Annotated in this window: 28 protein-coding genes; 11 read left to right on the top strand and 17 right to left on the bottom strand. The window is 71.3% G+C overall.

The annotated features are described in order from the left end of the window. The first annotated feature begins 50 nt into the window (after positions 1-50). Positions 51-1322, top strand: a complete 1272-nt coding sequence (locus tag DEJ00_RS13400) for a glycosyltransferase (RefSeq protein ID WP_258373688.1) — start codon at positions 51-53, stop codon at positions 1320-1322. 88 nt (positions 1323-1410) lie between these two features. Here DEJ00_RS13400 and DEJ00_RS13395 read toward each other — a convergent pair whose 3' ends face one another. From DEJ00_RS13395 to DEJ00_RS13385, 3 genes are all read right to left on the bottom strand, one after another. After that, complete coding sequence (locus tag DEJ00_RS13395; protein WP_111057681.1) at positions 1411-2379, bottom strand: amidohydrolase family protein; 969 nt, start codon at positions 2377-2379, stop codon at positions 1411-1413. A 177-nt stretch (positions 2380-2556) separates the two neighbouring features. Further along, positions 2557-3249: a FadR/GntR family transcriptional regulator gene (locus tag DEJ00_RS13390; RefSeq protein ID WP_081827282.1), complete on the bottom strand. Its 693-nt coding sequence runs from the start codon at positions 3247-3249 to the stop codon at positions 2557-2559. 235 nt (positions 3250-3484) lie between these two features. Further along, the gene (locus DEJ00_RS13385) at positions 3485-4327 is read right to left on the bottom strand and encodes a hypothetical protein (protein ID WP_111057680.1); all 843 of its coding nucleotides are present in this window, start codon (positions 4325-4327) and stop codon (positions 3485-3487) included. A gap of 132 nt (positions 4328-4459) precedes the next feature. Between DEJ00_RS13385 and DEJ00_RS13380 the strand changes: the two genes are divergently transcribed. Next, positions 4460-4972, top strand: a complete 513-nt coding sequence (locus DEJ00_RS13380) for a hypothetical protein (protein WP_146247976.1) — start codon at positions 4460-4462, stop codon at positions 4970-4972. 15 nt (positions 4973-4987) lie between these two features. Here DEJ00_RS13380 and DEJ00_RS13375 read toward each other — a convergent pair whose 3' ends face one another. The 5 genes from DEJ00_RS13375 to DEJ00_RS13355 form a co-directional block, all read right to left on the bottom strand. Then, positions 4988-6346 carry a cation:dicarboxylate symporter family transporter gene (locus DEJ00_RS13375; RefSeq protein ID WP_111057678.1) on the bottom strand — a complete coding sequence of 453 codons (1359 nt, stop codon included), beginning with the start codon at positions 6344-6346 and terminating at the stop codon, positions 4988-4990. Positions 6347-6529: 183 nt separating this feature from the next. After that, positions 6530-7516 (bottom strand): endonuclease/exonuclease/phosphatase family protein, encoded by a 987-nt coding sequence (locus DEJ00_RS13370; protein WP_146247975.1) that lies wholly within the window; start codon positions 7514-7516, stop codon positions 6530-6532. A 205-nt stretch (positions 7517-7721) separates the two neighbouring features. After that, the gene (locus DEJ00_RS13365) at positions 7722-8402 is read right to left on the bottom strand and encodes a hypothetical protein (RefSeq protein WP_111057676.1); all 681 of its coding nucleotides are present in this window, start codon (positions 8400-8402) and stop codon (positions 7722-7724) included. A 101-nt stretch (positions 8403-8503) separates the two neighbouring features. After that, positions 8504-9163, bottom strand: a complete 660-nt coding sequence (locus tag DEJ00_RS13360) for a response regulator transcription factor (RefSeq protein WP_231495656.1) — start codon at positions 9161-9163, stop codon at positions 8504-8506. A 5-nt stretch (positions 9164-9168) separates the two neighbouring features. Beyond that, positions 9169-10251, bottom strand: a complete 1083-nt coding sequence (locus tag DEJ00_RS13355) for a HAMP domain-containing sensor histidine kinase (RefSeq protein ID WP_181440187.1) — start codon at positions 10249-10251, stop codon at positions 9169-9171. A 135-nt stretch (positions 10252-10386) separates the two neighbouring features. Between DEJ00_RS13355 and DEJ00_RS13350 the strand changes: the two genes are divergently transcribed. The 5 genes from DEJ00_RS13350 (at position 10387) to DEJ00_RS13330 (ending at position 15022) form a co-directional block, all read left to right on the top strand. Beyond that, positions 10387-11181 (top strand): hypothetical protein, encoded by a 795-nt coding sequence (locus DEJ00_RS13350; RefSeq protein ID WP_111057674.1) that lies wholly within the window; start codon positions 10387-10389, stop codon positions 11179-11181. Positions 11182-11237: 56 nt separating this feature from the next. Continuing rightward, positions 11238-11909, top strand: a complete 672-nt coding sequence (locus tag DEJ00_RS13345) for a DedA family protein (RefSeq protein WP_111057673.1) — start codon at positions 11238-11240, stop codon at positions 11907-11909. Beyond that, the gene (locus tag DEJ00_RS13340; RefSeq protein WP_258373687.1) at positions 11906-12670 is read left to right on the top strand and encodes a hypothetical protein; all 765 of its coding nucleotides are present in this window, start codon (positions 11906-11908) and stop codon (positions 12668-12670) included. Before DEJ00_RS13345 ends, DEJ00_RS13340 begins: the two co-directional genes overlap by 4 nt. 44 nt (positions 12671-12714) lie before the next feature. Beyond that, positions 12715-13467, top strand: coding sequence for an ABC transporter permease (locus DEJ00_RS13335; RefSeq protein ID WP_027465364.1), 753 nt, complete (start codon positions 12715-12717; stop codon positions 13465-13467). A 220-nt stretch (positions 13468-13687) separates the two neighbouring features. Next, a complete protein-coding gene (locus DEJ00_RS13330; protein ID WP_111057672.1) occupies positions 13688-15022 on the top strand; it encodes a glycosyltransferase in 1335 nt (444 codons plus the stop codon). Between the two features lie 84 nt (positions 15023-15106). On the opposite strand, the gene DEJ00_RS13325 is transcribed toward DEJ00_RS13330, so the two are convergent. Then, positions 15107-15862, bottom strand: coding sequence for a GntR family transcriptional regulator (locus DEJ00_RS13325; protein ID WP_181440186.1), 756 nt, complete (start codon positions 15860-15862; stop codon positions 15107-15109). A gap of 240 nt (positions 15863-16102) precedes the next feature. On the opposite strand from DEJ00_RS13325, the gene DEJ00_RS13320 reads away from it, so the two are divergent. Then, positions 16103-18274, top strand: a complete 2172-nt coding sequence (locus DEJ00_RS13320; protein ID WP_111057670.1) for a phosphocholine-specific phospholipase C — start codon at positions 16103-16105, stop codon at positions 18272-18274. A 143-nt stretch (positions 18275-18417) separates the two neighbouring features. Here the strand turns inward: DEJ00_RS13320 and DEJ00_RS13315 are convergent, their stop codons facing one another. From DEJ00_RS13315 to DEJ00_RS13290, 6 genes are all read right to left on the bottom strand, one after another. After that, positions 18418-18909 (bottom strand): hypothetical protein, encoded by a 492-nt coding sequence (locus DEJ00_RS13315; RefSeq protein WP_111057669.1) that lies wholly within the window; start codon positions 18907-18909, stop codon positions 18418-18420. A 90-nt stretch (positions 18910-18999) separates the two neighbouring features. After that, on the bottom strand, positions 19000-19671 hold the full coding sequence (locus DEJ00_RS13310; protein WP_111057668.1) for a hypothetical protein: 672 nt from the start codon (positions 19669-19671) through the stop codon (positions 19000-19002). 89 nt (positions 19672-19760) lie between these two features. Continuing rightward, positions 19761-20300 (bottom strand): GNAT family N-acetyltransferase, encoded by a 540-nt coding sequence (locus DEJ00_RS13305; RefSeq protein WP_111057667.1) that lies wholly within the window; start codon positions 20298-20300, stop codon positions 19761-19763. 102 nt (positions 20301-20402) lie between these two features. Continuing rightward, a complete protein-coding gene (locus DEJ00_RS13300) occupies positions 20403-20645 on the bottom strand; it encodes a hypothetical protein (protein WP_027465359.1) in 243 nt (80 codons plus the stop codon). 10 nt (positions 20646-20655) lie between these two features. Further along, a complete protein-coding gene (locus DEJ00_RS13295; protein ID WP_111057666.1) occupies positions 20656-21819 on the bottom strand; it encodes a HAMP domain-containing sensor histidine kinase in 1164 nt (387 codons plus the stop codon). Beyond that, positions 21816-22502 (bottom strand): response regulator transcription factor, encoded by a 687-nt coding sequence (locus DEJ00_RS13290; RefSeq protein ID WP_111057736.1) that lies wholly within the window; start codon positions 22500-22502, stop codon positions 21816-21818. Before DEJ00_RS13290 ends, DEJ00_RS13295 begins: the two co-directional genes overlap by 4 nt. Before the next feature lie 117 nt (positions 22503-22619). Between DEJ00_RS13290 and DEJ00_RS13285 the strand changes: the two genes are divergently transcribed. After that, on the top strand, positions 22620-23774 hold the full coding sequence (locus DEJ00_RS13285) for an acyltransferase (RefSeq protein WP_111057665.1): 1155 nt from the start codon (positions 22620-22622) through the stop codon (positions 23772-23774). Positions 23775-23789: 15 nt separating this feature from the next. Here DEJ00_RS13285 and DEJ00_RS13280 read toward each other — a convergent pair whose 3' ends face one another. Continuing rightward, entirely contained in the window at positions 23790-24272 is a 483-nt protein-coding gene (locus DEJ00_RS13280) for a MarR family winged helix-turn-helix transcriptional regulator (RefSeq protein WP_181440185.1), read from the bottom strand. A 52-nt stretch (positions 24273-24324) separates the two neighbouring features. Here DEJ00_RS13280 and DEJ00_RS13275 point away from each other — a divergent pair, with 52 nt between their 5' ends. Both DEJ00_RS13275 and DEJ00_RS13270 read left to right on the top strand, forming a co-directional pair. Continuing rightward, entirely contained in the window at positions 24325-25107 is a 783-nt protein-coding gene (locus DEJ00_RS13275) for an NAD(P)-dependent oxidoreductase (RefSeq protein WP_181440184.1), read from the top strand. An 87-nt stretch (positions 25108-25194) separates the two neighbouring features. Continuing rightward, a complete protein-coding gene (locus tag DEJ00_RS13270) occupies positions 25195-25479 on the top strand; it encodes a hypothetical protein (RefSeq protein ID WP_146247973.1) in 285 nt (94 codons plus the stop codon). Positions 25480-25566: 87 nt separating this feature from the next. Here DEJ00_RS13270 and DEJ00_RS13265 read toward each other — a convergent pair whose 3' ends face one another. After that, positions 25567-26535, bottom strand: a complete 969-nt coding sequence (locus DEJ00_RS13265; RefSeq protein WP_111057662.1) for an SDR family NAD(P)-dependent oxidoreductase — start codon at positions 26533-26535, stop codon at positions 25567-25569. Positions 26536-26606: the final 71 nt, after the last annotated feature.

Raw genomic sequence — 26606 nt, 5'->3', positions numbered from 1 at the left:
TTGTCTGACGAAGCGGGCAGGGAGCCCGCACGGACGATCGGAGCCCTGTGGTGTCTGCTGCGAACGGCCGGCCCGGCTACGGGGCTCCGGAGTCCCTGCGCATCGTGTTCTCGTTCCCACGGGGGCGGGGACACCTCGCGCCGATGCTGCCACTCGCCCGCGCGCCCAGCGCAGCCGGACACCGGACCGCACTGAGCGGCGCACGCGAGGCCGTCCTCGAACAGACCGGGTTCTCGCACCGGCAGCCGCGGGACGTGGAGCTGCCGGCGAGCAGGCCGGGCACCGGCACCCTGACCCCGATCGATCCGAGTGCGGTGCTCACCCGCGTCCCCCAGGTCTTCCTGGGGGACGCGGCCGCCGGGGCCGTCGTCGACGTCGGACGGCTGGTCACTCGGTGGTCGGCTGACCTCGTGGTCTGCGGGGAGTTCGACTTCGGTGCCATGACCGCCGCCGAACGTGCCGGGGTGCCGTGCGTGGTGGTCCTGGCCTTCGCCTCGGCCGGTGGGACCTGGCGCGACGCGGTGCGGGAGCCGCTCGAGGCGCTCCGCCGACGCGCGGGACTCGGGCCCGACCCGCAGCAGCAGATGCTCGGCGGCGCACTCACCGTCGTCCCGTTCCCGGCGTCGATGCGATCCGGGCACGAGCTGCGTGGCCCGGTGATCCGGATGCGGCCGGACACCTGGTCGTCACACTCGTCGGATGCCGCGGCGTGGCTGGCCGCCGGCGATGGTCCCCGCATCTACGTCACGCTCGGCACCGAGTTCAACACGAAGTCCGGCGACCTGTTCGCCCGGCTCATCGACGCGCTCGCGGCCCTGCCTGCGCGGATTCTCGTGACCACCGGACCCTGGGTCGATCCGACGACCTTCCCGGTGCCGGCGGGCCCGGGAGCGATCCGGGTCGAGCAGTACGTCCCACAGGACACGGTGCTCGGGCTCGTGGACCTCGTGGTGAACCACGGCGGATCCGGATCGGTGACCGGCGCGCTCGCGCACGGGGTACCCCTGCTGGTCCTGCCGCTCGGCGCGGACCAACTGCCGAACGGCGGCTGCGTCGAGGCCCTGGGCGCCGGACTCGTCCTCGATGCCGCGACGGCAACCCCGGAGGACATCCGCACCACCGCATCGCGACTCCTGACCGAGCCCGAGTTCCGCTCCGCGGCCGGACGGATCCAGACCGAGATCGCGACAGGCGAACCCCCGGCCGTCGTCCTGGCCGCCGTCGAGCGCCTGGTCGGCTGGACACCGGCCCGCGGTGACGAGCATGCTCGAACATCGTCCGCCACACCCGATTCTGCACGGCGACGTCCGCCGACGAGCTGATCTCAAGCGGCCCGTCAGGGGCAGGACGAGCCGCGAGGGACCCCACCTCCTCGCGGCTGCCACTCGGTCCAGCTGCCGACGGGTCGGTTCAGAGTCGCGTCAACAGGGCTTCAGCGTTGCCGTGCGCGATCTTCCGCTTGTCGGCCGGGCTGAGGGGTGCGTTCTCGATGAAGCTCGTGTGAGTTGCGGAGTCGCCGAACGGGTAGTCGACGGCGAACAGGATCCGGTCGATGCCGAACACCTCGAGCGCGCACAGGAGCGGCGGAACCGTCGTGTAGGCGGAGATGGTGATGTGGAGGTGATCGCGTACCTGTTCCGCGACGGTCCCGGTCAGTCCCTTGATACGCGGGGTGAGCCACTCGTCCGCGCGCGCGAGGGAGAACGGCAGGTTCTCGCCCATGTGGCCCACGACCATCTGCAGGTCCGGGAACCGCTCGAAGACCAGGTTCGAGACCATCCGGAGGATGTGCATACCGTTCTCCGCGTGCCATCCCCATCCACCCGTGGAGAGCATGGTCGCGACATACGGGTCGAGGCCCGAATAGTAGGCCTTGAAGACCTCGATGGGCGGGAAGCCGGGGTGGAGGTAGATCGGGACGCCGAGACGTTCGACTTCGGCGAGGATCGGCCGCATGGAGGGGTCGTCGAGGAAGACGCCGTTGGTCTGCCCGTGGATCATCGTGCCGACGGCGCCCTGCTCCTCGACGGCGCGACGGAGCTCTGCGACGGCAGCCTTCGGGTCGGAGATCGGGAGGGTGGCGAAGAACTTGAACCGGTCAGGGTGGTTGTCGACCACCTTCGCCATGGTGTTGTTGAGGCGCCGGGAGAGCTCGGCGGACTGGTGCGGGGGCAGGACCTGCACGAACTGTGCGACGGAGGAGAGCACCTGGACGTCGATGCCGGCGGTGTCCATCCGCTGGATGCGGGCTACGCCGCCGTCGGTCAGGTCGTTGAGGCCGTCGAGGTACGGCTGATCCATCATTGCGTGACCGTCGGCGCCGGCGGCGTCGAAGATCTCAGCGGGCATCATGTGTTCTTCGAGTCCGATGAACTTCATGGTCGGGTTCCTTCGTGGTGCGGTGGTGCACTTGCGCCCGTTCTGGGCGCGGAGAGGACCGGGCTCGGTGGCCCGGTACGGCGGTCCGTGAAGCAGTGACCGGTCATTGTCGACGCAAGAGCGTCGAGTCAGGGGTGGTTCATCGGCGGATCGTGACCCGGTGAGGCACCAGCGTCATCAATCGATGTTCGAGGGTCCGCCGACTCGGCGGACCACGGCGACGATCTCGACGGCCGCCAGGCGCGCTCCGGCTTCGTCGTGCGCTTCGATGCTGTCGACGAGCCGATCATGGAGCGCAGCATGCTCATCAGCGATTCGATCGTCGGCCTCGAGCCCCCCGACGACCTCACTGACGGCTGCTCCGAGATGTTCATGGAGATCTGCGAGAAGTCCATTACCGCTGATCCGGGCAACCTCTCGGTGGAATCGTCTGTCCGCAGCGGCGATGCGTTCCATGTCAACCCGCTCACCAGTCGCTACGGCCAGGAGTGCGCGAAGCGTGGCGATGTCCTCCGGGACAGCACGTCGGGCGGCGAGGGCCGCAGCGTGTTCCTCGAGGACCGCGCGGAGTTCCATCACCTCGTCCGGCGTTGACGTCGCAGAACGCCGGGAGATGGCCGACCGCAGCTCGCTGGTCGCGATCACGTAGGTTCCATCCCCCACCCTCGCCTCGAGGAGACCGGTGTGGACGAGTCCACGAAGCGCCTCGCGTACGGTGTTCCGGCTCACACCGAGCTGCTCGACGAGGTCGTGCTCCGCAGGGACGCGTGTCCCAACCGGCCACACACCATCGGTGATGGATGCACGGAGTCGATCAGCGGCCTGTTCCGCAAGCGTTCCGGATCGTGGGAGCCGGCTGAGTGGCGACATGAGTCCTCCAAATGTCCAACAATTGGTAGGTTACGCCCCGTCGCTTGCCCAGCAAGGTTGCTGAACGGACCCGAAGTGCGGAGTCAGATCGCGGTCAGGACCGCCACAGGGCCCCGGTCGCCGTCCTCACCACCGTCGAGTATCTGGCGGGCCATGCGTCGAGCGTGCCCAGACGGGCGGAGGTCAAAGGACCCAACGGCCCACCTGCCAGGCGACCCCACCACGGCGCGTACCTTCAGCGCACCAGGCAGATCGTGCGGAAGTCGACGTCCGGACCGGGCCGTGAGTACGACGAGCCGCTCGCGAGCCAGTCGGCGGTCGGCGCGATCTGGTCGGGGACCATGTCCTCTTCCGACCGCGCGTCGATGCCCTCGGACGCCCAGTACTCCCGGACTCCGTCCACGTCGCGGTTCGCACCCTCGATCACGGTGTGGTCCTCGGGCAGGAGCTCGTTGCCCTGCTCGTCGGTGTACTCCCCCGGGTCGTACCAGTACATCCACCGCACGCCCTGGTGGGCGTTCGACAGCTGGCAGTCCTCGCTGTACGCACCACCGGCTCGCTCGCCATCGCGGTAGGCGGACTTCCGGTCGCCGCCGAGGATCCGCACCGTGCGGTCCCCGATCCGCTCGAGCGTGGCCCGGGCGTCACCGTCGGCGAAGTGCCGCTCGGCGGCGGTCGCCGGCTGCGCCCACTGCTGGGCGTCGGCGGCCATGCTCCGCACCTGTGACGTCAGGACCAGGCCGTTCCACGGCACGGCGATGACCAGCACGACGATCGCCGCGACGACGGCGACCAGTGAGTGGCGCGGTTTACGCCGGCGAGCCCGGACCTGCACGACGAGCACCACCACGGGGATCCCCACGGCGAGCACGGCGCCGATGACCAGCCGCGTCAGCACGCCCCCTGCTCCGAGCCGGTCGTCCATCGACCCGAAGTCGCGCGCCATGTACGCCCCGATCTGGACCGCCCAGCTCACGACGAGCAGCACCGGCAGCACGAGTGCGATGGCGATCGCGTTCCCTCGCCCCGTCGTCGGGCCCGTCCCCTGGTCACGCCAGTCCTGCTGTTCCGTGCCCATGCCGGCCCCCGCCCCCGTGGTGTCGGGACCATCCGCCCAGCAGAACGCGCCCCGGGCCCGCGGGCGACGCCTCCGCCCCACCCCCGAAGCGGTGGTGCCCCAGCGGCGCCTGTTCCTGCCAAGATGATCGACGTGACCACGACCACGCCTCGCGCCGATCCCGACGCCGCTGCCGACGGCTTCGAAGGCGGCTGGTTCCGCATCGACGACGACCTGGTGCACCTGGACGACGTGGTGTGGCGACCCGCCACGGACGCGGACGACACAGCGACCACCCCCGGCCCTGCCGCCGTCATCGTCGGTGGCGAGCCGCGCGAGCACGTCGGATCGACGCTGCCGTTGGCGCAGCTGGCGGAGATCGACGTGGCACGTCAACGCACCGTGCGGAAGCTCTGGCTCAGCCCGATCACCATCGTGGTGTGCCTGCTCGTCGTGACCGCGCTCGAGGTCTCGGGGCTGCCGTGGCGCACGGACCTCGGTCGGCAGCTCCTGGTCGGACTCGGCACGGCCCTGCCGGTCGACGCGCTCTGCACCGCGATCTGGTGGCGAATCACGCGTGACCCCTCGGGCGCCGTCGTCCGCAAGATGGGCGGCCACCGGACCCGCCAGCAGTACGACCAGCAGCGCGCCGTTCTCGAACGCTGACCGCGCCCCGACCCCTCAGCGAACCGGCGCCGACACCGCGGCTGCACCCGCAGCACCCGCAGCAGGCTCCGCCTCCGACGACGGCCGCACCACGCGCCCGGGCCGCAGCACCGCGTCCACCCGCTCACGGTCGAGCTCGCCCTGCCACCGCGCCACCACGAGCGTCGCGACGCAGTTGCCGAGCAGGTTGACGCTCACCCGCATCGCGTCCATGATCCGGTCGGCACCGAGCAGCAGCGCGACGCCCGCGACCGGGAACAGCCCGAGGCTCGTCGCCGTCGCGGACAGCGCCAGGAACGACGAGCCCGGCACCCCGGCCATGCCCTTCGACGTCAGCAGCAGCACCCCGAGTGCGGCGACCTGCTGCTCGAGCGTCAGCGGCACCCCGAACGCCTGGGTCAGGAACAGCAGCGAGATCGACAGGTAGATCGCCGCCCCGTCGAGGTTGAACGAGTAGCCCGTCGGCACGACGAGCCCGGCGACGCTCCGTGAGACGCCGACCTCGGTGAGCCGGGTGATCATCCGCGGCAGCACGGCCTCGGTCGACGCGGTGCCCAGGGCCAGCCCGAACTCGGCGCGGGTGTGCCAGACGAACCGCCAGATCGGCACCCCGGACAGCAGCCGTCCGCCGACGAGCAGCGCCACGATGAACACCGCCGCTGCGCCGTAGCAGGCGGCGATCAGCAGCCCGTACGACCCCAGGGTGTCGATGCCGTACTGCCCGACCACGTACGACATCGCCCCGAACGCACCGAGCGGCGACAGACGCATCACCCAGCCCAGGATGCGGTAGACGACCTCGAGGCACAGGTCGAGGCCCCGCACGAGCGGCCGCGCACGGTCTCTGCCGATCGCGGCGATCGCCGCGCCGACGAACACCGCGAACACGAGCACCTGCAGGATGTCGTTGGTCGCGAACGCGTTCACGACGCTCGACGGGATGAGGTCGAGGATGAAGGTCCCCGCGTCCGGAGCCGTGCCGCCGGCGGTCTTCGCCGCCACGGCGGAGGCGTCGAGCGACGACGGGTCGATCCGCAGCCCGGCCCCGGGGCGCACGAGGTTGCCGACCAGCAGGCCGAACACGAGCGCGCACGACGACGCGAGCAGGAAGTAGACCATCGCCTTGCCGGCGATCCGTCCCACGGAGCGCAGGTCGCCGACGTGCACGATGCCCGTCACCACGACGATGAACACGAGCGGCGCGATCACCATCTCGATCAGCCGGATGAACCCCTGCCCCACCACGTTCAGCACCGGCGCCGCCGCGGGGAAGCAGACCCCGACGGCGATGCCGAGGGCCACCCCGATCGCGATCTGCACGAACAGCGAGTGGTACCAGCGGGCGGGAGCACGATCCGTGGTGGTGACGTCCATGCATCCACCCCACCGCGCGCGTGTTTCGACGACGTTGCGAGTCTGTTCCCACCTGCCGCGCCGCACGCCCACCGAAACAGGGCCGCACGCCCACCGAAACAGGGCCGCACGCCCACCGAAACAGGGCCGCACGCCCACCGAAACAGGGCCGCTCGCCCACCGGAACAGGGGCCGCCGTCCGGGTCAGCTGCCGCCGACGACCGTCAGGGTCGGGCGGTGCCGAGCACCGGACTCGTCCTGGCTCGTCAGCACGCTCCACGACCGGACGACTCCGGCCGACGGACTGACCAGGGTGTGGTCGATCGGCATCGCCAGCCGCGGATCGAGCCACGTCGGCCACGTACCGAGCCCCGCGCCGTGCAGGGTCGACGCGGCGTCCCGGCACAAACCGAGACCCCCACCGTCGAAGCTGTCGACCGACCCGTTGAAGTCCCCGGACACGACCACGTCAGCGCCGCGCCCGCACTGTTCGCCGACCCACCGCAGGTCGGTCCGCCAGCCAGCCAGGCCCCGCCCGATCGGTTGCGGCGCGTGCACGGCGACGATCGTCGGGATCGACGGCCCGGACACCGTCATCGTCTTCACCGGATCGACGCCGGGCGACATCGAGGCGCCGGACGCGCGGTCGGCCCCGACGAGCACCGCCACCTCCGTGCCGGCACCACCCATGAAGAGCCGCACCGGCCGACCGTGCTGCCCCATCCACCGAGCCACCGCGGTGGCGACCCGTCGGTCCCCCGTGTCGGGGAGCACGACGACGTCCGCCCGTGCGGTCAGTGCCGCGCGGGCGATGCCCTGCGCACCGACGAGTCCTCCGTTGGTGTTCCACTCGAACACCCGGAGTGCACCCCGGGCACCGTCGACCGGCCGCACGTCCCATCCCCGCACGCCGAGCACCGCTGTGTTCGCCACGGCGACGACGAGCAGGACCGCCCCGAGCGACGCAGCGACCAGCCGCACGGCTCGCGTGCGTCGCAGGACGATGGCGACGAGCACCAGGGCGAGACCGGCAGCGACCAGTCCTGCGGTCACGAGGGACCGGGCCGGCAGCACGGCGGCGAGCACCGGAGCCCGCCCGACACCGAGCCAGGGAGCGGCGACGAAGGCGATACCGACCAGCAGGGTCGCGACCACCACGGTGGTCGAGACAGCAGCCGCACGACGAGACACCCCTGGATCCTCGCGTACGGCCACCCGCGGCTGCCGGTGAACAGAGACCGCCTGCTGAGGATCCTGCTGGGCCACAGCAGTGGCAGCAACGTGGGGCGCCCACGCCGTGGGCCGGCTGGCACCGGACTGGAGGCCCGGTGCCAGCTGGCACCGGGCCTCCAGTCCGTCACCGCGCACGTCGCGGGCCGCGCGCGACCGCGGGCAGCTAGCTGCCGTTCGCCTCGACCACGCGCCACCCGAGCATGCCGACCGTCACGAGGGTGCCGAGCACCGAGACGATCGCCGCGACGACACCGAGCCGACGCCCGCGGCCAGGCCGCACGATCGCGACCACCGCCAGGATCGACGCGACGAACTGGAACGGCCACCCGATCACGAACACCGACGGCCAGCAGCTGCTGTACAGCCCGGTCAACGCGAGGAACAGCGCGAGCAGGGCGATCCCGAGCCGGTTCGCCCCGGCGGTCTCGGCGGTCCCGCCGTCCGAGTCGTCGCCGAGTGGGCCGCCCGGGTACGGGTTGTCGGGGCGGAGCGCCTGCAGCGCCCGGATCCGTTCGGCGTCGAGCCCACCGTCGCGGGCGCGGGCCGCATCGGCCAGCGCGAGGCCGTCGTTGCCGTGCCCCGCAGCCTCGTGCTGGGCGATGGCCCACGCGAAGAGCGCGCGCTGCCGGGGGTCCGAGCGGGTCGCGGCGTCGACCGCCCAACCGAGCGTGGTGAGGAAGAGCAGGCCCCCGAACGCGAGCAGGACCGCTCGCCCCGGCTCGTCGGGGTCCACCCGGAAGAGCACCACGCTGCACGCCACCATGCCGACGCCGAACAGGGCCGTCGCCCCGATCTGGCCGCGCCAGTAGCCGTTGCCCGAACTCGCCCCCGCGGGTGTGGTCATGCAGCGACCCTAGCGTCCGGGTGCCGATGCTCGAAGACCCGCAGCGAGCCGATCGTTCGTCGACTCGCTCGTGCCCCCCGCTGGGAGCGGAGGCGGGAGGATCAGGTCGGAGTGCCGAGCTGGTAGCCGGTGCCGCGGATCGTCGTGATGAGGTCCCGGTCGGTCTTCCGCCGGATGTAGTGCACGTACGTGTCGACGGTGTTCTCCTGCTCGCCGTTCTCGAACACGGCGGAGAGCAGGTGCTTCCGCGAGAACGCGCGCGCTGGCTCCGCCGCGAGGAACCGGAGGAGGGCGCTCTCCTTCTCGGTGAGCAGGATCCGCCCGGAGTACGGCGAGTGGATGCTGTGGTCGTCGGGGTAGAAGGTCCAGCCTCCGATCTCCACCCCCGTCCCGGTGCCGGTGTAGTCCCGGGTGAGGGCTCGGAGTCTGGCGGCGAGTTCGTCGAACTCGAACGGCTTCACGAGGTAGTCGTTCGCTCCGGCGTCCAGACCGGAAACGCGGTCGCGGAGTTCGCCGAGTGCGGTGAGCATGAGGACCGGGGTACTGATCCGTCGGCTCCGGATCGCGCCGACGAACTCGGTGCCGTCCATGCCGGGGAGCCGGCGATCGACGACCATGACGTCGAAGTACTGCTCCACCGCCGCGACGAGCGCCTGCTCACCGTCCGGCGCGAGGACCACGTCCCAGTCGTCGCGGAGCACCTCGGCGACGAGCGGCCCGAGCCTGGGGTCGTCCTCGACGAGGAGCAGCCGCTGTCCCATGGCGTTCATCCTTCCGCGATCGTCCGTGTCGTGGTCGGGATGTCCGTCGGTGTGCGGTGTGTCGGGATCCGGAGGGCGAAGACCGTTCCCTGATCGCCGGTGGACTCGACGGTGACGGCTCCTCCGGCGCGGACCGCGATCTCCCGGACCAGCGCGAGCCCGATGCCGTACCCCGTGCGCGTCGCGGCGCGTTCCGGGCCGGGGCCGGTGCCGTGCGCGAAACGTTCGAACACCCGCGCCGGCGCGATCCCGGTGATGCCCGTGCCGTCGTCCTGCACGCGGACGCACACTCGGTCGGGCTCCGATGTGGTGGTCACGGTGACGGTGCCGCCCGGTGGGGTGTGGCCGATGGCGTTGTCGGTGAGGGCGACGAGACACCGGTGCAGCTGTGTCGGCGTCAGGGCCACGGTGGCGCTGTGGTCGGCCACGCGGAGGCGCACCTGCCGTTCGGCGGCCAGCACGCTCATGTCGCGGCGGAGCACCGCCAACCCGTCCTCCAGACGTGTGACGCCCGGTTCGGTGGGTGTCCCGGCAGCGGCTCCGAGGAGGTCGTCGACGATGTCGATCAGGATCCGCGTGTCGCCGGTGACCTCGTCCACGATGCCGCGGCGCGGATCGTCGGCGGGTGTCTGCATGCGGAGTCGTTGCACGCGGGCATGGAGGACGGCGAGCGGTGTGCGCAGTTCGTGACTGGCGTCCGCGACGAAGGTCCGCTGCACACGCAGCGCCTCGGTCAGCGGGCGGACCGCGCGGCGCGCGATCAACCAGGACGCGACTCCCGCGAAGACGATCGCGAGCCCGCCGACCCCTGCGATCGCGACCGTGAGATCGACGGTGTCCAGGGTGATGTGCACGTCGAACGGGCCGGCCTGCTCCCGCTGCTGGCCGGGGGTGAGCTGCCAGACCACGTACGCGACGACCAGGGCGATGATCCCGACGACCAACGCGGCTGACACTGCCGCGACGCGCACGGCGATCCCGATGACCGAGCGTCGAGAGGCGAGGCGATCCGCGTCCTGGTCCGGCTCGCGACGGAGCGACCAACGTGCAACGGCATCGACGAGTCGATGCCATGTGGTGCCGATCATGCGGTCGCTCCGTCCCTTCCCGCGAAGCCGACCAGATCGGTCCACCGGGATTTCTTGGTGAAGTCTTGCAGGCCCCTTCGTACCGTCGTCAAACCGAACCGGGCAGCAGGCCCACGGCACGACGAGGAGCACGCCATGACCCATCTGACCGCCAGGCCCCGCCCGCTGCGCAACAAGGTCCCCGACCCGACCCCGTCGTTCTGGATCATCAAGGTCCTCGCCACGACCGTCGGTGAAACCGCAGCCGATCTGCTCAGCGACACCCTCGGGTTCGGTCTCCCGCTGACGACGGCCGTGATGGCCACAGTGCTCGTCGTGTTCCTGGTGCTGCAGTTCCGGACGCGGGCCTACCGGCCGGTCACCTACTGGGTCACGGTCGTGCTGATCAGCATCGTCGGGACCTGCATCACTGACAACCTCACCGACGGGCTCGGCGTTCCGCTGGGTGTGAGCACGACCGTGTTCGCGGTCGCTCTCGCCGTGGTGTTCATCGCCTGGTACCGGACCGAGCGCACGCTCTCGATCCACGAGATCGACACCATCAGGCGGGAAGCGTTCTACTGGCTGGCGATCCTGTTCACCTTCGCGCTCGGCACCGCGGCCGGTGACCTCATCGCCGAGCAGACCGGCCTCGGCTACCTGCCGTCCCTGCTGTTGTTCGCCGCAGCGATCGCCGCAGTCACTGCCGTCTGGTTCATCGGCCGTCGCGGTGCCGTCACCTGCTTCTGGATCGCGTACATCCTCACCCGTCCGCTCGGTGCGTCGACCGGGGACCTGCTCTCCCAGCCGACACACGACGGCGGGCTCGGCATCGGGACCATCACCACGAGCATCGTCTTCCTCGCCGTCATCGCAGCGCTCATCGCATGGATCTCCGTCGGCCGCCACGAACGCGTGCGGACCGGCGCCCACGAGCAGCTGTCGTCGTGATCGCCCGGTCCCGCTGACCGAGTCCCCTTCGCCCGCACCCAGCCGGAAAGGCCACGATGCTCACCGTCCCGCTCGCCGTCCACCTGTTCGACGCCGGATCCGTCCTGCACGCGTTCGGCCCCGCCGTCCTTGCGGGGATCGCAGTCCTCATCTTCATCGAGTCCGGGGTGCTGTTCCCGTTCCTGCCCGGTGATTCGCTCCTGGTCACCGCAGCGATCACGAGCGCTGCACTGGGCATCGCGCCATGGCAGGTCGCGGTCGTCGCGTCGATCGCTGCCGTCGCCGGGGACCAGGTCGGCTACTGGATCGGTCGACGCTTCGGCCGCCGGCTCTTCCGTGCGGGTGCACGGGTACTCACGACCGCTCGGTTGGACGAGGCCGAAGCGTTCTTCACCCGGTGGGGCGGGCTCTCCCTGGTCCTCGGTCGGTTCGTTCCGGTGGTCCGGACCTACGTCCCGCTCGCGGCGGGAACAGCGGACATGCACTACCGCAGGTTCATCCTGTGGAACGTCGTCGGTGCGGTGGGCTGGGCCTGCGGACTCACGGTGGTCGGGGTGCTGCTCGGCGGGATCCCGTTCGTGGCGCACAACATCGACGTCCTCATGATCGTCGTCGTCATCGTCTCGATCCTGCCCATCCTGATCGGGGTGGTCCGAAAGCGAGCGAGCAGCCGGACCGACCGGAGCCGCCCGGACGAGCAGCCCGTGGCGAGCGACGGACGAGCGTGACCGGCACTCGGACACTCCCGAACCGGGTCGCCGAACCGTCCGGGTCGTTCTGGGTGATCAAGATCCTCACCACGGGGATGGGTGAGGCGCTGTCGGATCGGCTCGTGACCCGCTTCGCCCCGGCCCCCACGGTCCTGATCACCGGGGTCGTGTTCGTCGTGGTGCTCGCTGTCCAGTTCCGGTCTCGCCGGTTCTCGCCGTGGAAGTACTGGTCGGCGGTGGCGATGGTCGCAGTCTTCGGCACGATGATCGCCGACGTCGCGCACGTGGTGGCAGGGATTCCCTACCTCGTCTCCACACCGGTGTTCCTCGCAGTCCTCGTCATCGTGTTCGCCGCGTGGCGACGAACGGAGGGGACCCTCGACGTGCACACCGTCACCACCACCCGACGTCAGGGGTTCTACTGGGCAACCGTGATCGTGACGTTCGCCATGGGCACTGCGGCGGGTGACCTCATCGCCTCGACGCTGCACCTCGGGTACCTGCTCGGTGCCGGCGTCTTCCTGGGCGGGATGGCGGTGGTCGTCGCGCTGCGGCGGACGAGGACCCTCGGCCCAGTCGCGGCGTTCTGGACCGCGTACGTCCTGACCAGACCGCTCGGCGCATCGGTCGCGGACTGGCTGGCCGTCTCCCCGCTCCGAGGTGGACTCGGCTACGGCACCGGCATGGTCAGCGTGATCGCGATGCTCGCGATCCTCGTCGTCATCGCGATCACGAGCGACCGCCGACGTTCTGGTCCACGCACGGCAACTGACGGCTGACACCGTTCCGGCCGTACAGTGCACCAGATGAGCGAGCAGCTGACATGACCGAAGACGTCCTGGTGCGCACGGTGCTCGGCGTCCTTGCGCTCGTCGCGACGGCGACCGTCGTCCTGCTCGCTGCTCGCGCGTCGGCACCCTGGGCTCCGGCAGCGGCGATCGCGCGAGGTGTCCTGCAGCTCGCTGCCGTCAGCCTCGTGCTCACCGGTGTCATCCGATCGCCCGTCCTGATCGGTCTTGCGCTCGGGGTGATGTTCATCGTGGCGACGTGCACGTCGGCCCGTCGGCTCGGGGACCTCCGGACGATGGTGCTGCCGGTCGCCGGAGCGATGGCGTCCGGCATCCTGGTCAGCGCGGTCGTCGTCTTCGGGAGCGGAGCCATCGCGCTCTCGCCCCGCTACGCACTTGCGCTCGGCGGCATCGTCATCGGCAACGCGATGTCGATCGCGACCATCGCCGGTCGTCGCTTCCGCGAACTCGTCGACGATCGGTGGGACGAGGTCGAGGGGTGGCTCGCGCTCGGAGCGACACCCGGCCGCGCCACCGCGGACCTGGTCCGACGCGCCGTGAGTGCCGCCCTGGTGCCGACGGTCGACCAGACGAGGACGACCGGGCTCGTCACCCTGCCCGGCGCATTCGTGGGGGCCGTGTTCGGTGGCGTGTCCCCGCTCGAGGCCGGGCGCTTCCAGATCGTGGTGCTCGCCGCGATCATGGCGACCGGCAGCATCACCGCCGTGCTGCTGACCCGTTGGCTCGCCCCGGTACGGACCAGGCCGGCCGTCGAGACGACCCGCTGACCGCTTCGCGAGGCCGGCAGCGTGCGCCGGTCCGGAGCGCGAGCGGTACTGCAGCGGGAGCGCCCCGACTACTGCAGACGCAGTACGTCAGCCATGCGCCGACGTGTGTGCCGTCGTGTGCTCGAGGACTCTCACCCACTCCCAGTCCGTGCCGCGCCACGCGCCTGCTCGCCGCGCCTACGCTCCGAACGTCCGGCCATCCCCGACGGAAGCGGCCTCCGTGTCCTCGTACCTGCTCTGCGCCCCGCCCGTCTACGGCCACCTCGCACCCCTCGTCGACGTGGGGCGCGACCTCGCCGAGCGCGGCCACGAGATCACCGTGCTGACGGGGTCCAAGTACCGCGACCTCGTCGTCGGCGCCGGGCTCCGCTTCGTGGCCCTGCCGGCCGACGCCGACTTCGACGACGCCGAGCTGCAGGACCGGCTCGCCGACGCCACGGCGGCCCGCGGGGTGGCCGTCGTCCGCGAGGGCATCATCGCGATGTTCGTGCGGCCGATCCCCTCCCAGTACCGCGCGTTGACGGCCCTGCTGGCAGCGAGTCGGTTCGACGCGGTGCTCGGCGAGGCGACGTTCACCGGGCTCGCCCCGTACCTCGCGCTGCCGCCGGGCGACCGCCTGCCCGTGCTCGGGATCGCGACCACCCCGGTGACGCTCACCAGCGTCGACGCCGCACCCTTCGGCACCGCGCTCTCGCCGGGTCGCGGGCCGCTGGCGCGCGTGCGCAACCGCCTGCTCACGGCGGCGATCCACCCCGTCCTCACCCGGCCGCTGCAGCAGGCCGTCGACGTCGTGCTCGCCGAGGTGGGGGCGCCGCCGTCGCAGACCGGGACCTTCGACTTCGCCTACCGCTGCTTCGACACCCTGTTCCAGCTGAGCGTCGCGGAGCTCGAGTACCCGCGCCGCGAGCTCCCCGACTCGGTCCGGTTCGTCGGGCCGGTCGTGGCCCGCGCGGCGCCGACACCCGAGGCCGACCTGCCCGGGTGGTGGGACGACCTGGACACCGACACCCCGGTGGTGCTCGTGACCCAGGGCACGATCGACACCGTCGACCTCGGCCGGCTCATCGCGCCGACGCTCCGCGCGCTGGCGGACGAGGACGTCCTCGTCGTCGCCACCACCGGTGGCCGCCCGGTCGACCAGGTCGAACGCGCGCTCGGCACGGGGCTGCCCGCGAACGCCCGGGGGGCGACCTTCCTGCCCTACGACCAGCTCCTGCCGCGGTGCAGCGTCGTCGTCACGAACGGCGGGTTCGGCGGGGTGCAGCGTGCCCTCGCGCACGGCGTGCCACTCGTGGTCGCCGGGTCGACCGAGGACAAGCCGGAGGTCGCCGCCCGGGTCGCGTGGGCCGGGTGCGGGCGGAACCTGCGCTCCGGGACGCCGCGGCCGGCGGCGATCCGTCGAGCGGTCCGCGAGGTCCTCGCCTCGCCGACCCACCGCGCCCGCAGCCGTCAGGTCGCGGCGTCGATCGCGACCCTGCCCGACCCCGTGGACGTCATCGAGGCCGGGCTGGCGGCGGCCGTCGCCGCCGCCGCGGACGGCTCACAGCGACGCTGATCCCGCCTGCCGGCCCACGCTGTGCGGTCGAAACGAGACGGACGGGAGGCACGGTGCCAGCTGACACCGGGCCTTCCGTCCGGCTCATCCCGCGTCGTCGTGCCCGGTGCCGGTCAGCGGTGTCGGTGCTGTTGCGGACGCCGTCCGGATCCGGAGCGGCACCGTCCCGGCGACGTACCGGTCGTCGCCCGCCTCGAGCGGGCGGCCGTCCTCGGCGGTGCTGGACCGGCGCACCTGCAGGAGCGCCGCGCCGGGCCGGACCCCGAGGAGCGCGGCGTCGGCGTCGTCCGCGAGCAGCGCGTCCACGGTGGTGACGGCGGAGCCCACCCGGATGCCGAACCGGTCCTCCAGGGTCGCCGACACCGACGTCTGCCCGCCCGGGATCGTCCGGATGACGGCGGCGACCCACGGCGCGTAGGCGGTGCGCTCGAGCATGACGTCGACACCGTCGAGGGAGCGCACCCGCACGACGTGCAGGACGGGCTCGTCGTGCGCAGCGCGGAAGAGGCGCCGCTCACGCACGGTGGCCGGCCGTTCGTCGACCGCCACGACCCGACCGCCGGGCTCGTGCCCACGTGCCCTGGCCAGCTGACCGAAGGACTCGAGCGCGCCGGCGTCGTGGCCGAGCGACGTGGTGCGGACGCGCCAGCGGGACCCGGCCCGTGCCGTCAGGACCCGGCGGTCGCGGAGCAGCCCGAGCGCGTTCCGCACGGTGCCACGGGCGACGGCGTAGTCGGCCGCCAGGTCGTGCTCCGCCGGCAGGACACCGGTGTCGTCGAACTCACCGCGGAGCACCCGGTCGGCGAGGTCCTCGGCGAGGTCCCGGAACAGTGGTCGCACCCGGTGATTCTCCCCCGCAGCAAGCCGAGCTGTCCAGGTGCGTCGTGGTTCTCGTGGCAGCGACCCCGGAAGCACCGGGCCGAGCCGCGGCGCACCTGGACAGGTCGATCCCGACTCCACCGGACGCGTTCACCCCGCTGCCACGACCGGGCAAGGCACGGTTCAGCGCACCTCGTTGTCATGCTGACGGGCGCTCCTCCCCCGCAGCGCCCGCACTCCCACCGACCTGGAAGGCCTGCGATGAGCACGAGGAAGCCCGAACACGGCGCACCCGACGTCAACCTGGACGCCGCACCACCGCTGACACCGGACGCCGCGTACACCGCCGCGGTCCGACCCGGAGTCAGTCGCCGGACCGTCCTGATCGGCGGCGCGGCCGCGATCATGGCCGGTGTCGCCGCCGGCTCCGCCTTCGGTCCGGGCGCGGCCGACCGTGCCAGCGCCGCGACCGCCCGTGCCGTCCCCACCGGCACGATCGCCGACGTGAAGCACGTCGTCGTGCTCATGCAGGAGAACCGGTCCTTCGACCACTACTACGGCACGATGCCCGGGGTCCGCGGGTTCTCGGACAAGCAGGCGCTCGAGCTGCCGACCGGACACGACGTCTTCCACCAGCCGTCGGCGGCCCGCACCGACGGTGGCGCGATGCTGCCGTTCCGGCTCGACACCACCCGGTTCAACGCGCAGAACGCCGACGGCCTCGACCACTCCTGGGGCGGTGGGCACACCGCCTGGAACGGCGGTGCCTGGAACCGGTGGGTCGACGCGAAGAGCGCCCAGACGATGGGCTACTTCACGAGCGAGGACATCCCCTACCAGCGCGCACTCGCCGGCGCCTTCACGGTCTGCGACGACTACCACTGCTCGCTCAACGGTCCGACCACGCCGAACCGCCTGTACCAGTGGTCCGGCACCATCGACCCCCGCGGCACCCAGGGCGGACCGGCGACCGACAACCCGGCGGACTACGAACCGGTGTTCGCCTGGACCACCTACGCCGAACGACTGCAGGCGGCCGGCGTCACCTGGAAGACCTACGCCAACGACGAGGTCGGCGACAGCGCAGCCGACCCGTACGTCGGCGACTACGGCGACAACCCGCTCTGGCTGTTCGAGCAGTACCACCGTGCGCTCGCGTCCTCCGACCCCGCCCAGCAGGAGCTCGCCGCGCGTGCCGGGCTGCACGACGGGTGGAAGCCGAACTCGGGCAAGGGCCTCGACGTCACCCACCTGCTCAGCCAGTTCGGGCAGGACTGCGCGACCAACAGCCTGCCCACCGTGTCGTACGTCGTCGCCCCCTACGGCTGGAGCGAGCACCCGGCGGCCAGCCCGGACTACGGGGCCCACTACACGAACGCCGTCGTGCAGGCGCTCTTCAGCAACCCGGACACCTGGGCCTCGACCGTCCTGCTCGTCAACTACGACGAGAACGACGGGTACTTCGACCACGTCGTCCCCCCGTTCGCCGAACCCGGCACACCCGACGAGTACGTCGACGGGCTGCCCATCGGCATGGGTGCCCGCGTGCCGATGACCGTGGTGTCGCCGTGGAGCCGTGGCGGGTGGGTCAACTCGCAGGTGGCGGACCACACGTCCGTGATCCAGTTCCTCGAGCACGTCACAGGAGTCCGCGAGCCGAACATCTCCGACTGGCGACGGACCGTCTCCGGGGACCTGACGAGCTGCTTCGACTTCAGTGCGCCGGACCCGAGCATCCCCGGCCCAGACATCGTTCCCGGCATCGAGCAGACCCGTGCGCTGGTGGCGGCCGCCGACGCCGACCAGGCGAAGCCGCCCATCGAGGAACCGGCGATCGGTGCGCAGACCCTGCCCGTCCAGGAGCCCGGCACCGTCCGCCGCCGGAGCCTGCCCTACCGGCAGCACGCCGACGCGACCGTCGACCACCGCACCGGCCGGGTCACCGTGACGCTCGCGAACGACGGCCGTCAGGGGGTCAACTTCCTGGTCTACCCGAACACCGCGATGCTGTTCGCCGCCCACCCGAAGACCGTCCCCGTCGGCGCCACCGCCGACTGGGCATGGGACACCACGACGACCGCCGGTGCCTACGACGTCAGCGTCTACGGACCCGACCGGTTCCTCCGTCGCTTCGCCGGCACCGTCGCTGTCGGTGGTCGGGCGACCGGCGGCGTCCCGCACGTCTCGGTCGTCCGGGACACCCGCGGCCGGCGCACCCTGCAGCTCCTGCTCGAGAACACCGGCGGGGCCGAGCTCCGCTTCGTGCTCCTGGCCAACGACTTCGTCGAGCACCGCGAGACCGCACACGTCCACGGCTCCGGGCACAAGACGATGCACTGGCCGCTCGACGAGTGGGGGTACTACGACGTGGTCGTCACCGCGGACGGTGTGCCCGGGTTCCGGTACCGCTTCGCCGGACGCGCGGAGCGCTGACCCGGGCCGACCCGCGTGGGTCGGCAGGGGCGGTCAGGCCGCGTCCACGACGAACGGGAGGCCCGGTGCCAGCTGGCACCGGGCCTCCCGTCCCGTCTCGTGACCGTCTCACGTCCGTCCCGCGTGCCGTCTCGCTCGTCGTCTCACGCGTCGGCGGCGGTCCCGGCGGGTGCCACCGGTGCGACCGGTGTCGCGGCGTGAGCGGCGTCGGCGTCGGCGTCGGCTCGCGCAGCCTGCCGGGCCAGCGCCGCGTCCAGGAAGCGTTCGACGAACGGCAACGCCACCACGATCGCACCGACGACGGCCGCGACGGGGACGATCACCGTCCAGCCGCGCAGGATCGAGTAGATGGTGGCACCGAGGACGACCCACACCACGACCGTGAGCGGCCGCACCGGACCGGCGTCGGCGAGCAGGTTGACCGCGTCGACGGCCGCGGGCAGCCCTCGCCGTCCGAGCAGTGTCAGCATGACCCCGATGACGATGAGCCCCATCGCCCGGACGGTGCCGACCCACGCGACGTCGCTCGCCGGATCCGCCAGCACACGCTGGATGAACACCACCGCCGCAAGGACCCCGACGGCGAACAGGGCGACGATCACGATGACGGTCAGGAGACGGACGGAGCGGCGCACGAGGACTCAGCCTAGGGACCCGTCGCAGCGCCCCGACGCGGCGGCCCGACGCGACGCTCCGTCTCACCGGCTCGACGGCTCGACGGCTCGCTAGGCGACGACCACCTGCGCGTTGACCAGGATGTCGTGCAGGTCGGGACGGAGCGCATCCTGCGAGGTCGTCCGGACCTTCACGATGAGCGCCGCTCCGGGCTTCGCGAAGGCACGCGCGACCGTCGCCGACCAGGACCCGTCCGTGTTGTGCCCGGCGATCGACAGGAACTGCGCGGTGCCGCCGGTGATCGTCGGCAGGAGCTGCTCCTCGAGCCGGTCGGCCGGCAGCCCCGCGGCCGTGAACAGCTGCTCGGTGGCGGCGCGGTCCCCGATCGTCGGGTCGAGGTCGGTCAGCCGCTGCTGCGTGATCGTCGCCACGGAGCCGTCGGCGTTCGTGTACTCCCGCGACCCGGTGGTCGGGTCCTCGCCGGTCTGCTCCCAGCCGTCGAGCGCCGAGACCTGGAGCCCGAACGCGGGCAGCGTGCTCGCCGAGAGCGCGGCGCCGTCCTCGAACGTGAGGTCCTTCGTGGCGGAGTCGGCGGTGGCCGGCGCGGTCGGTGCGGTCGGTGCGGTCGGCGTATCCGTCGGTGCCGGTGTCGGTGCCGATGACCGCGGTGTGGCCCGCTCCGCTCCCGGTGCCGTGGTGCCGGTCCCGGCGCAGCCGGAGAGTGCGATCACGGCGATCACGGTCGCCGTCCCCGCGGTGGTGATCCTGGATGTGATGGACATGTGGTTCCCCCTCGGATCCCGCCGTGCGCCCCGTGCACCGGTGGGTCCGACTGGAGCCTACGGGTCCCGGCGGCGGAGCGCCGCTCGGGTCACACGTCCGGGTTCTGTCCAGACGCGCCGAGCGATCTCCGGAGCACGACGAAGTGCAGCCCCGCGACGCGAGCGACGTGTGCCGGGAACGGTCGGGTCTCCCCCGTCGCGATGAACCCGCTTCGTTCGTACACGCGTCGCAGTCCCTCGTGCACGCTGAGCACCTCGAGCTCGACGGACTCGCACGCCAAGGCTTCCTCGGCGTACGCGATCGCCGCGGTCCGGAGCCGCCGGGAGATACCTCGGGACTGCCACGCCGGGTCCACAGCGAGCATGCCGAGGTGCGCCGTCGCCCGGTCGGAGGCCCGCAGGTGACAGGTCGCGACGATGGTGGCGTCGTGGACCGCGACGAGCACCACCGACCGCGGGGCACGGATCATCGCACGCACCTGGTCCGGGCTCGTCCGCTCCCCGGTGACCAGCTCGGCGTCGCTCACCCAACCCTGTTCGTTGGCGTACGCACGGACGACGACCGCAGCAACGGACGCCGCGTCCGTCTCGGACGCCGACCGGATCTCGAGCAGGGGTTCGTCTGTCACGACCGCATGCTCTCACGCAGCACACAGGCCTCTCGCCGAGCTCTGCGCACGCTCATGCACTGGCCGGGCGCGGGCGTGCTCTGGGCGCCTGCGTCGGGCCGGCTACGAGTCGTCGCCTGCGTTCCGAGCACGCTTCCGCGCCTGCGCACGGGCGTAGGACACCGAGCCGATCTGCACGGCGGCGAGGATGATCCAGAGGACCGCCATCTGCGTGTGGAACCGTGACGGTTCGACGACGGCCAGGACGAGCCAGACCAGCGCGATGACCGCCCACACCCACACGAGCCACGGCAAGGGCTTGCCGATCAGCCGTTCGAGCAGACTGCGTCGCTGCATCTCGGTCATGGCGCTGACGCTACCGGACGCCAGGGTGATCGCCGAGGACCCGGGGCGACGATCGGTTGGATCCTTCCGGATCTGGTGGCTGCCGTTCCGGGAAGCGGGTCGAAGCGGTCAACCCGCCGGCAGCTCGCGGCGTCAGGGTCAGCTCTGCACCGTGCACGGTCGCGATCATCGCCACGAGCGGCAGGCCGAGTCCGTGCCCGCTCCCGTTCGTCCGCGTGCGATGGCGGCGGCGGAACGGCTCCGTCAGCTCGTGCGCCTCGACGGTCTGGATCACCTCGCCGTCGTTCTCGACCCGGAGCTCGGACGACCGATCGTCGAGGACCACCCGCAGGCTCCCGCCGGAGACGTTGTGGACCACGGCGTTGCGGATCAGGTTGCCGACGAGTTGCCCGAGCAGCGGTCGGTTGCCCAGCACGACGACGTCGTCGAGCTGGACCGACACGACGATCCGCCGGGCGAGGCGTTCCGCGTCCACTGCCAGCAGCGCGGCCGCGACCTCGTCGCGGAGCGACACCGGGCGCGCGTCGATGGGTTCGTCCCCCCGTGCCAGGTCGAGCAGCGCCGTCGTCATCCGGATCATCTGGTCCGTGGTGACGAGCAGTCGTTCGAGGGTCTGCGTCCGGTCCGGACCGTCGGGTGTGCGGAGGGCGACCTGGAGCATCGTCTTCATCGTGGCGAGCGGGGTCCGGAGCTCGTGCGAGGCGTTCGCCGCGAACCGCGACCGACTGACGAAGGCGGTCTCCAGGCGGTCGAGCATCCGGTTCAGCGTCGCACCGACGTCGCGGATCTCGTCCGGTGGCCCGGAGACGTCCACGCGGGCGTCCAGCGTCCCGGCACCGAGCCGGTCGGCGGTCGTGATGATGTCGCGCAGCGGGCGGAGGAGTCTGCCCGCGACGAGCCAGCTGACGACACCACCGATGCCCCCGACCACGAGCAGCGCCGGGACCGAGACGATGACGAAGAGGCGGAGGACGTCGTCGCGGCCGGTGATCTCGTACACGTCGTGCGTCGACCCGTAGGGGAACGGGCCTGCCGTGAACGCGTAGCCGGGCACGATGGCGAGGACCGCGAAGACGACCGCGAGCATGACGGCGCCGGTGAGCAGGATCAGGGCCGTGTAGGTCAGGGTGAGCCGCGCCCGGATCGACAGACGGTGCAGCGCGGGGATCCTCATGCTTCGTGACCCTCGCGTGCAGGACCCTGTGCGATCGCGTACCCGACACCGGGCAGCGTGCGAATGGCGTCGGGACTGCCGAGCTTCTTCCGCAGGGTCGAGATGGTCAGCCGGACCGCGTTGGTGAACGGGTCAGCATGCTCGTCCCAGACCTGTTCGAGCAGTTGCTCGGCACTCACGACGCCGCCGTCCGCACGCAGCAGGACCTCGAGGACCGCGAACTCCTTCCGCCCCAGGCGCAGGTAGCGTCCGTCGCGGTAGGCCTCACGTCGGAAGGGGTCGAGCCGGAGGCCAGCCGTCTCGAGGACCGGCGCGACCGCGCGACGTGCTCGCCGGTTGAGCGCGCGGAGCCGTGCCACGAGCTCCTCGAAGTCGAAGGGCTTGCCCAGGTAGTCGTCGGCCCCGAGCTGGAGGCCGTGGACCCGCTCCGCGAGTGTCGTCGACGCCGTCAACATGAGGACGCTCGGCGCTTCCGGGTCAGCGACGATCCGGGCACAGACCTCGTCGCCGTGCAGACCGGGGATGTCCCGGTCGAGCACGACCACGTCGTACGCATGGACGGCCAGCTGATCGAGCGCGGTGAAGCCGTCGCCCACCGTGTCGGCGGCGATCGCTTCGAGCCGCAGGCCAGCGCGGATCGCCTCCGCCAGGAACGGCTCGTCCTCCACCACCAGTACCCGCACGTCGCTCCTCGCTGCCCCGGCCGATCCGGACCCGGTCAGCACAGCAGATCGGATGTATGCGGAGCGTATGCGCTCGACCAGACGCTCGGCTGACGTGCCGACTGTTCCGATGAGGGCATGTCCAGAACCGACCCCGCGCTCGAGACCCCTGTCCTGCCGTCGTTGACCGGCCTGCGCTGGGTCGCTGCGTTCGGGGTCTTCGCCTACCACGTGCGGAACCTCGGGTACTTCGACGGGAACACGCAGACGACCCTGAGCGCTGTGGTCGGCAGCGGGGACACCGGCGTCTCGCTGTTCTTCATGCTCTCCGGCTTCGTGCTGGCCTGGTCGGACCGCACGGACGGGGACCGCGCAGGACCGCTACGAGCAGCACTGCACTTCTGGTGCCGCCGTGCCGCGCGGATCTGGCCGCTGCACCTGGTCGCCGTCCTCGCCGCGATCGTCGTGGGAGCGACACTGATGCCGAGCATCCGGACGACGTCGCCGGCAGCCCTCGTGGCGAACGTCCTGCTCGTCAACGCCTGGCACGCCCCGTGGTGGCAAGCCGGGAACCCGGTGTCGTGGTCCCTGGCCTGCGAAGCGTTCTTCTACCTGACGTTCCCGTTCCTCATCCGGCCGCTCCGACGCGCTCACCCTGCCGTGCTCGCGGCCCTCGCCGTGCTCGCAGCCGTCCTCGTCCTGGCCGCACCGGTGCTCGTGCCGCACCTCCCGGGTTCTCCCGTCCCGGCGAGCTGGCCCCCGGCACGGTTCCCCGAGTTCCTGCTCGGCGTCCTGACCGCTGCCCTGGTGCGCTCGGGGGCCTGGCGTGGACCACGACTCACGGTCCCCGTCCTGCTGACGGTCGCAGGACTCCTCGCCGCAGACCTGCATCCCACCTCGGGCTTCGCGCTGACCGGCTGCACGGTGGTGGGGTTCTCTCTGCTCCTGCCCGCGCTCGCCAGGGCGGACGCCGAAGGACGCTCCACCGGCCTGTCGTCTCCGCTGCTGGTGCGCCTGGGGACCAGGTCGTTCGCGTTCTACCTCGTCCATCTCCTGACGATCGACGCCGTGCTGCGCTTCCGACCCCAGGGTCCCGCCGGAGGCCTGACCAGCGCCCTCCTGACCCTGCTCGCGTTGGTGGTCGCGCTGGCCGTCGCGACCGTGCTGCACGACGCGGTCGAGGTGCCGGCGCGCCGACTCCTGCTGCACGGCCTCAGGAACGGCGCGGCACGCGCTGGCATCAGCTCCCCAAGCGTCCCCACCAGCATCGCCACGACCCCGTCGAGACAGTGACCGCTCGTGCCTGGATCAGGTCTGGGTGCTGTCGGAACGGACGAGCGAACGTGCTGCACGCGACGATACGGTCCCCTGCATCGACGTGCCGACGAGGACGGCTCCGAGGGCGTCCATGGCTGGTGTGAGTTCGACACCCTCCAGCTGCGCACGGAGCCAGACCCGGAACTGTTCCTTCGCCGCAGTGGCCGCCGCGGCGAGCTGCCGTCCCGCAGGCGTGCAACTGAGATGGATCCGGCGCCGATCATCCGCACTTTCCTGACGATCGACCATCCCCGCCGTGACCATGCGGTCGACGAGCCTGCTCGGGTGCCCGCCTTCGAAGAGCACCAGCCCGCCGAGCTCTCCCAACGACATCGGTCCGTGCTGATCGAGGAGTTGCAGGACCTCCGCCTGGCTGGGCGTCACGCCGAGCGGTTTGAGGAGCTCGGTCAGGCGCCTGTCCGACTCCCGCGAGACAGCCTTCGTCAGCAATCCCAGTCGTTCGAGGTCATCCATCCCCCGATCCTCCCACAGCAGGCATATGCTGTAGCACATGATGACATCGCACATGAATCTCCCTCGCCTCGCCATCACCGGCGCGAACAGTCGCACTGGTCAGCAGATGCTCGCCGAACTGCACGGAGACGCCATCGCGCTCGTTCGCCGGAGTGGCCGGGTCGATGCCGCCACGGTGATCACGGACTGGACGACGTCGACTGCCGCCGAGACCGCCCTCGGCCAGGTCGACGCCGTTGCGCACCTCGCCGGCAACTTCGGCGCGCCGCACTGGGAGGACTACCTCGCCGGCACGGTCGAGACCACCCGCCTGGTCGCGGATTCGGTCAGCGAAGGCACCCGCATCGTCTACCTCTCCCAACTCGGCGCGGACTCCTCCGCCGAGAACTGGTACGAGCGCGCCAAGGGCATGGCGGAAGAGATCCTCGCCCCGATGAACGCCACCGTGTTCCGCATCAGCGCGATCGTCGGCGGCCGAGACAACCCCCAGCCGTTCGACTTCATGGTGCGTGGCGGCACGGACGGCGATCCGGTCCCGATCGCCGGGGACGGCTCCCAGGTTTTCCGTCCGATCCACATTGACGACGTCGTCAAGGCGATCCTGCTCGCGACCCGGCCCGGTGCACCGAGTGGCGTGTTCGACCTCGTCGGGCCCCAGCAGCACACGATGCAGGAGTGGGTCGACATCGCCCACGGCGGCCCGACTCCCACGACCCGGCGGGATGATCTCCCGCCAGCGATCGACGACCTCCTCGCCAACCCGGTCACTCCTGGCGATCCCACCGCGCTGCTGGCTGCCTTCCCGGAGCTCCAGCTGACCGACTGGCGTCCCTGAGCGCGGATCACACCGGCGTCGTCAGGCACGTGACCGAGCGTTCAGCACGATGCTGGGGCCACGATGGCGTCCCGCTACGGTGATCCCATGACGCGTCGAACAGCTTCACGCCGGTGGGCGATCGGCCTCATCGCGCTGAGCGCTGTTGCACTCGTGATCTGCGTCGGAGCGACCGTCGAGGCCGGCCAGGTTGCGCCGGTGTTCTTCTGGCCCACCCCGGAAGGCACCGACGTGGTCCTGACGAAACGGCAGTACGAGTCGGCGCTCGCTGCGCGGCAGGTGGGCAGGCTTGCCGCAGCCGCAGCGGTCGTCCTCGCTCTCGCCGCGGTCACCCTTACCCACCGGGCACGCCGAGCCTCTCGCGTTCGATGAGGATCGCCGATCGAGACATGGCCCTCCCGTGGTGACGGCCACGCGTCGAGCCTCGCCCGGCGGCTCGCTGCGACACTGCGGAGCAACTCAACGCTGGGCCGCAGGCCGCACGACGATCTCGTTCACGTCGACATCGGGTCGCTCGGCCACCGCGTAGGAGACGGCGCGGGCGATCGCGTCGGCGGAGATCGACTCGGCACGGTAGACGACCATCGCTGCGGCGGCGGCGTCGGTGATCGTTGCGGCGAGCTCGGACTCGGTGACTCCGGGCGACACAGTGGTGACACGGATTCCACGCGGTGACTCCTGGCGCAGCCCCTCGGTGATCGCCCGTGCTGCGAACTTCGTGCCGCAGTAGACGGCAGCGGAGGGCGAGACGTCGTAGGCGCCGACGGATGCGATCGTCACGACGTGGCCGGTGCCCTGCGCGAGCATGGTGGGTAGGGTCGCCGTGATGCTGTGGAGGAGGCCGCGGACGTTGACGTCGATCATCCTGTCCCACTCGTCGACGAGGCCCGCGGCGAGGGGTGACAGCGGCATCGCGCCAGCGTTCGCGACGAGCACGTCGATCCGCCCGAAGCGTGCCCGGGCAGCAACCGCGAACTCCTGCACCGAGGCGAGGGCGGTGACGTCGAGCGGCACTGCCATCGCCGTACCGCCCGCCCCCTCGATCTCGGTGACGAGCTCGTCGAGCCGGTCGGTGCGCCGGGCCCCGAGCACGACGGGGTGGCCGGCCGCGGCGAGGCGGATCGCCGTCGCGCGACCGATGCCACTCGAGGCGCCCGTCACGAGGACGACCTTCCGTCGGTGCAGCACCATGCCGGCGTGGTGCAGGACGTCGTCCCTGAAGTCGCCGTCCGCGGTGAAGCCGGTGTCGTCTCGGTAGTCGATGTGGTCTCCGTCGACCTCGTAGGTGCCCACGTAGGCCGCCTCACGGTCACCTCGGGCCTCCACGTAGCGGCCGTCGGGCCGCAGCTCGTGGCGGATGCGACCATCGGCGGTGACCCAGAGGCCGAGGTAGGGGTGAACGGGCTGGGATGCGCTGCTGGTGTCCATGCTCCCAGCCTCGACGCCGCGCAGTCCCGGACCATCGCCCTGTCCTGCCGGGGTGCGGCAGGACCAGGGAG

Origin of the sequence: Curtobacterium sp. MCLR17_039 (assembly GCF_003234745.1) — a bacterium.
Taxonomy (GTDB): Bacteria; Actinomycetota; Actinomycetes; order Actinomycetales; family Microbacteriaceae; genus Curtobacterium; species Curtobacterium flaccumfaciens.
The sequence above is the reverse complement of the archived record's forward strand: the minus strand, read 5'-3'. Positions and strand labels throughout refer to the sequence as shown.